Below are 5,447 nucleotides of genomic sequence, written 5' to 3'. Positions count from 1 at the left end.
GAAAGTCTGAACTGTATCGAACAATTCATCAATATCTCCAATTAAACTATTTGAAGTTGTTTTATATACGTCACCAGATGTACCTGATGTACCGTGTGATCCACGTGCACCTGATGTTCCTGATGAACCACTTGAGCCACTTGAACCATTAGTTCCCGAAACACCTGATGTGCCACTTGAACCTGATGTCCCCGATGAACCGTTATCACCCGCTATACCTGACGTACCTGATGAACCTGAAACACCTGAAGAACCTGAACTACCCGAAGTTCCTGAAGAACCTGACGCACCTCTTGCTCCCGACGTACCTGATGAACCTGAGGTACCATTTCCTGAAGTACCTGATGAACCTGAAATACCTGAAGTACCTGACGAACCTGAAGTTCCATTATTACCATCAATACCTGAAGTACCTGATGAACCAGATGTACCGTGTCCTGACGTTCCTGAAGAACCACTTGAACCCGACGCACCTCTTGCTCCTGACGTACCTGATGAACCAGAAGTCCCATCTGTACCACTAACACCCGATGTACCGTTCGAACCTGAAGTACCACTAGTACCAGACGAACCGTTCAAGTTACCGTTTGTATCAATACTCAGACCATTAATGAAAAAGTTCTCAGCATATACGGCGTGTAACGGGGTTGATATGGAGCCCAAGTCGATTGTTGAACCTGATGTTACATTTTCAGTATTGACTTGTTCCCAATTTATTCTTTGTAATGCCATTTAAATGTATTGTGTTTTAAATAAATACTTTTATTATGGTATTACGCATAAAAAAAAGGACCGTAGTCCTTTTTTTTTTCTATAAGATTGTTTTTATTATTTCTATAATTTCTTTGGGACTATTAAAATCCCTTGATGGGACATAAACAGGACCCTCATCGGTACCTTCTTTGTTGATATAAACAGTTGGGAGTAAATTATGTCCAGTTTGTTCAACTACTTTATCCCATATACTTTGATTGTTTGAAATTTCTATTTCATTAAATGGTATTTCAGATTTTTTAAGTTCCTTTTTTAAATCAATACAGAACCTACAACCATCTAATGTAAAAACGACAATTTTGTCAGCCATTATTATAACGTATCTAAAATTTTCTTATACACATCGTCAGTGTTTGCCCCAACAGAACGGTTGACCAAAGTTTCACCGTTGTATATCATAATTGTTGGTACTGAGCGGATACCTAATCCAACTGCCTCGGATTGGTTTTCATCCACATCAACTTTAACAAATGTAATATTTGGATATTGGGTTTCAAGATTTTCTAATCTCGGTATTAATGCTTTGCAAGGTCCACACCATTTTGCCCAATAATCAACCAAAACTTTTTTACCTTGTGCTTGTAATTCTTTTACTCTCTCTGCTGTTACGTTTTCCATATTATTTATTAAATCCTATTTTACTTCCTTTTGTGTTTGATTTATAGACATCTACGTCTATATTATAAATATCAGCCAAAGTCATTCCTTCTTTAGATTCCGTTTCTTTACCGATATGTTTTAATAATTTATTTGTTTCATCAATACTCAACTTGTCAAATTTATGTTCCGCAATCAAACGACCTTTACGTAATAATGCCTTATCAATATTTTCTTTTTGCATATTGAATGTTGCAATTATTTGAATGGATAAACAATCACCCAAAATTCCATCGGTTAAATTAAGAATGTTAGACACACCTGCGGAGGAAACGTTTCCACTTTGTCTATCACCGATAACTTTCTCGGAGTCTTCGATAATTAAAATGGAATTTTTATGGTCCATCAAAAATGGTATAATTGATGGTTCAGATAACATCTCCGCCATAGATGGTGGAATAAAAAGAATGTCTTTATCTTCTATTTGACCTGTAAGATATTTCAAATAGGATGTTTTCCCTGTACCTGGTTCACCGTGTAGTAAAATAATTCCTTTACCACTCGGTTTATTTAGTTTCTCCACAATTACATTATGGATTTTTAAAAAGTCAGTTCCATAATTTAATTCCAAATCCATAGGTGGTACCGATAAATCAAATTCTTCGGTATCCATATGACCCATTTCACTTTTTACCAAACTTATGTTGGACTTCTTTTTAGTTCTCTCATAAGTTTTAAGATTTTCCATCTCTAATTGATTTTCAATCTTTCCACCATTATCTAAACTATAAGCAATATCAAGTTGGATAAGATTATCCTTATCCTTTGATACATTTCCAAAAACTCGGATGATAATTTGTTTTTCTTCATTAATATATAATGATTGTGATGCCAAATCATATCTCCTATTTGTTGAATAAACATTCACCGACTCCACAAATCCGTTATTTTCAAAAAATTCACAGACTGATGGGTCGTAGTATATGTTATTAACAAATTTTGACGGTAATTTATCGAATAATATTACAAAGTATTGTTCAGTTGGTACTTCACTACCATATACATTGTCGTAAATAGGATAAAACTCAGATATTTTTCTTGACATATATCTATTATATAATTAAATGGTTAAAAAATAAAGTTAGTTAAGACAAATTTTCCCTATACCGGGTATGTCAATGAATGGACTTGTGGTTGTTTCTTCAGTTTGGGGTTTTTCTGAAATTTCTTTTTTTGAAATAACAATTGCCATAATTGTTTTTCTTAATAGTTCAAATTGATTTTGGTCGAGAGTTGCAACACCCTTCTCCTCAAAATTTTTCTGAGCAATTTCACATAAATGTTCATAGAATAATTCCTCGTCTGAGTTAAATAAAAAATAATTCCAAGCTTCCTCACTATTGTTGAGAAAATTTTTTACAGTTTGTAAATAAATGTAAACCTCGGAAGAATAACTCATTATATTTTCTCAATTTGGTTCATTGTCAATTCGACCGCGGTGTTTCTACCAAATATTTTGATTTCAACATCAATCTTCTCTCCTTTGATTTCTGCAATCGTACCTTCAAAAGACGCAAACGGCCCTTCTATTACCATCACGTGCTCTCCAATAATATATTTTAGTCGTTTTGAATCTTCACGTTGCTCTAATACATCGTCTTTTATAATTCTTCTTACGTCACTTTCACGTAATTCAATTGGAATCCTATTACCACCCATACCCATTACATTTTGGTATAATGAAATTGTTTTCAACTCATCCTCGTTGAGTGGTTTGGGTGTTTCGAAATATAGATACCCACTATAAAGTACCTTCTCTCTTGTCATTTTTTTATTACGAACAACAACAATGTGTTTTTCAGTTGGGCAAATGAATCTACTAACCGACTTAATTTCCCCAAGTTCAATTTGTCTGTTAAATTCTTCCGTTAGTTGTCTTTCCTTACCTGGCAATACTTTTACCAAATACCAATTCGTATTCATATATTTTAAATTAATAATTCATTATTAATAATTCGGTTCCCATATTTTGAGTTCCGTCTTTCTTTGCCGCAGCCGCCTTTGCAAAATCTTTTTGTTCCCAATTATATTTTGTTTCGAACAATCTCAATTGATTATGTTCTCCCACTACTGTTTCATACTTAGGGAACCATTCAGACAATTGTGGGAAATCATAATAGGATAAACTAAATTTACCTTGTATTGATTTTATACAATTTGCCAAACGGATGTGGTCATTTACATCAAAATCGTGATTGGAATAATAGTTCTCAGTTTTCCAATATGGTGGGTCCATATAAAAATATGTAGTTGGTGAATCATATTTTTCAACAACTTCTTGAAAATCCATATTTTCGACAAAAGTTATCCTATCAAAGTGTTCACGATACTTTGGATTTTTTAATTTATCCATAAAAATAAGAACCTTACAACGATATTTTCCCTTGTAGTCTGTATATGTTGCAGTTTCGGGTTTAGAACCTGAAAATACTTGTGTTAGAACATATATGTATTTACACGCAATCTCTAAACTATTCTCATCGGTAATAACTAAATTAGAATCAAACACTTCCGACTGATACTCTCTGAACATTTCTCCATACAAAGGAGGGGTATCTTCAACACCTAATTGTTGACAAGGGTAATGAGATAGCGCTTCCCATAACACATCGTAATCCCGCGCCCATTTCATCAAATTTGCGTTCAATCTATTGTAATCATTATATACAACAGTTTTTAGATTTGGGAATTTCTCTAAATCCATATTGAAGAAAACCCAAAACATTCCAGAGAATCCCTCTACATAGGTTTCAATGTCTGTTGGGATGAATGGTACAATCCATTTACCTATTCGTGCTTTTCCTCCAATATAACTAATCATTTGGTATTGTGTTTAAATTGTTTCTTTATAAAATATAACCAAAAGATTTGATAAAAACAAATTAAAAGTATATATTTTAATATGGCGTGTAAAAAATGTGGTACAAAAAGTAATACTGAAAGTTATAAAGAAATCTACGAACAAACAAGTGGTTTCCCTAAAGCAATTGTAATTTTTTTTATTGTTTGGAGTGCATTATCTATTTATGGTTTATATTCACTTGTTACTAAGTTCATATGAAAGACAAGAAATATTTTATAGTTCTTTTTTGTAATAAAAAAAGAGTTAAAATATTATACCGTTGTATGAAACGTACCACGGTTTATGAGTATTGGAGGGAATTTAAAACTGAAAGAAAACCTCCTTTTGTGAAATTACAGGGTGGAACCAGAAAAAAAGAATTAAACTACGAGTTAGCTTTAGTATTTCCCAACAATAGGTGGGCTACCACTGTTTGGGTTAAAGATAGTTTAGGTCGAAATCAACCGGCACCAATTGAAGGTGGTAAATTCAGAATAAAAGAAATTGTACCTTATTGGCAAGAGGAATTGATTTGGGATTTTTCTATTAAAAAAAGAATTCGATATCACCAAATGATGGAATTTATCTTGTCCGTCAAAGAAATTGCACAAATATTCACACTCAATAAAAATCTATTCGTACAGGTTGAGGACGACGTAAGAATGTTTGGTAATAAAAATTTAAATGACTCTGAGAGACTTTTCAATATTGTTAAAGAAGACCTTGTGAAAAAAAAGAGGGGTAATTTTATCTTTGTAAAAGATATAACCACCCATCAGCGAACAATTCTTTATAATTTATTGGAGAGTAAAGGTTTTAAACGGAGCCAATTGTTTAAACATTATTCGTATTAAATACAATATTAACTTCACCTATTGATATAGAAAAAGTATCTTGGGGCTTTTCCATTTTTTGCCCGTATTTTTTTTGTATTGATTCAAATGACTTTAAAAAATTTTCATTTGTCATTTCTAACACTATTGTTGATGATTCAACCTCCGCATTTATTTTTTCAAGTAAATCAGAGATGATTGCCAATTGATTTAATAACTCACCTTTTTTTTCCATAACCTAATATCTTTAATATTTTATCCATTATAGATATTTTATTTTTTGGTTTTTCTTCGAATAGTTTTTTTTTGTCCAATTTTTTTATCTCTTCAATCATCATCTC

9 protein-coding genes are annotated in these 5,447 nt (G+C 32.4%); 1 reads left to right on the top strand and 8 read right to left on the bottom strand.

The window, feature by feature from the left end; all coding sequences use genetic code 11:
• From ACKOWY_RS05005 to ACKOWY_RS04975, 7 genes are all read right to left on the bottom strand, one after another.
• Positions 1–663 (bottom strand): hypothetical protein (locus ACKOWY_RS05005; RefSeq protein WP_408940347.1); only part of this gene is annotated, 663 nt, incomplete at its 3' end.
• A gap of 148 nt (positions 664–811) precedes the next feature.
• Positions 812–1,084, bottom strand: a complete 273-nt coding sequence (locus tag ACKOWY_RS05000) for a glutaredoxin family protein (protein ID WP_408940346.1) — start codon at positions 1,082–1,084, stop codon at positions 812–814.
• A gap of 2 nt (positions 1,085–1,086) precedes the next feature.
• Positions 1,087–1,392, bottom strand: a complete 306-nt coding sequence (gene trxA, locus ACKOWY_RS04995) for a thioredoxin (protein ID WP_408940345.1) — start codon at positions 1,390–1,392, stop codon at positions 1,087–1,089.
• A 1-nt stretch (position 1,393) separates the two neighbouring features.
• Positions 1,394–2,476, bottom strand: coding sequence for an AAA family ATPase (locus ACKOWY_RS04990; protein WP_408940344.1), 1,083 nt, complete (start codon positions 2,474–2,476; stop codon positions 1,394–1,396).
• Between the two features lie 36 nt (positions 2,477–2,512).
• The gene (locus tag ACKOWY_RS04985; RefSeq protein ID WP_408940343.1) at positions 2,513–2,830 is read right to left on the bottom strand and encodes a hypothetical protein; all 318 of its coding nucleotides are present in this window, start codon (positions 2,828–2,830) and stop codon (positions 2,513–2,515) included.
• Complete coding sequence (locus ACKOWY_RS04980) at positions 2,830–3,354, bottom strand: transcription termination/antitermination protein NusG (RefSeq protein ID WP_408940342.1); 525 nt, start codon at positions 3,352–3,354, stop codon at positions 2,830–2,832. The genes ACKOWY_RS04985 and ACKOWY_RS04980 overlap by 1 nt, the downstream gene beginning before the upstream one ends.
• Before the next feature lie 10 nt (positions 3,355–3,364).
• Entirely contained in the window at positions 3,365–4,252 is an 888-nt protein-coding gene (locus tag ACKOWY_RS04975) for a DNA adenine methylase (protein WP_408940341.1), read from the bottom strand.
• Positions 4,253–4,488: 236 nt separating this feature from the next.
• Between ACKOWY_RS04975 and ACKOWY_RS04970 the strand changes: the two genes are divergently transcribed.
• A complete protein-coding gene (locus ACKOWY_RS04970) occupies positions 4,489–5,127 on the top strand; it encodes a hypothetical protein (RefSeq protein ID WP_408940340.1) in 639 nt (212 codons plus the stop codon).
• On the opposite strand, the gene ACKOWY_RS04965 is transcribed toward ACKOWY_RS04970, so the two are convergent.
• Positions 5,108–5,341: a hypothetical protein gene (locus ACKOWY_RS04965; protein ID WP_408940339.1), complete on the bottom strand. Its 234-nt coding sequence runs from the start codon at positions 5,339–5,341 to the stop codon at positions 5,108–5,110. The genes ACKOWY_RS04970 and ACKOWY_RS04965 overlap by 20 nt on opposite strands.
• Positions 5,342–5,447: the final 106 nt, after the last annotated feature.

Origin of the sequence: Flavobacterium sp. (assembly GCF_046073885.1) — a bacterium.
Classification (GTDB): domain Bacteria; phylum Bacteroidota; class Bacteroidia; order Flavobacteriales; family Flavobacteriaceae; genus Flavobacterium.
The sequence above is the reverse complement of the archived record's forward strand: the minus strand, read 5'-3'. Positions and strand labels throughout refer to the sequence as shown.

What these genes read in the sequence shown, in the direction of transcription:
- ACKOWY_RS05000 (WP_408940346.1), bottom strand. Translation starts at nt 1,084, where the DNA reads ATGGCTGACAAAATTGTCGTTTTTACATTAGATGGTTGTAGGTTCTGT.
- trxA (WP_408940345.1), bottom strand. Translation starts at nt 1,392, where the DNA reads ATGGAAAACGTAACAGCAGAGAGAGTAAAAGAATTACAAGCACAAGGT.
- ACKOWY_RS04990 (WP_408940344.1), bottom strand. Translation starts at nt 2,476, where the DNA reads ATGTCAAGAAAAATATCTGAGTTTTATCCTATTTACGACAATGTATAT.
- ACKOWY_RS04985 (WP_408940343.1), bottom strand. Translation starts at nt 2,830, where the DNA reads ATGAGTTATTCTTCCGAGGTTTACATTTATTTACAAACTGTAAAAAAT.
- ACKOWY_RS04980 (WP_408940342.1), bottom strand. Translation starts at nt 3,354, where the DNA reads ATGAATACGAATTGGTATTTGGTAAAAGTATTGCCAGGTAAGGAAAGA.
- ACKOWY_RS04975 (WP_408940341.1), bottom strand. Translation starts at nt 4,252, where the DNA reads ATGATTAGTTATATTGGAGGAAAAGCACGAATAGGTAAATGGATTGTA.
- ACKOWY_RS04970 (WP_408940340.1), top strand. Translation starts at nt 4,489, where the DNA reads ATGAAAGACAAGAAATATTTTATAGTTCTTTTTTGTAATAAAAAAAGA.
- ACKOWY_RS04965 (WP_408940339.1), bottom strand. Translation starts at nt 5,341, where the DNA reads ATGGAAAAAAAAGGTGAGTTATTAAATCAATTGGCAATCATCTCTGAT.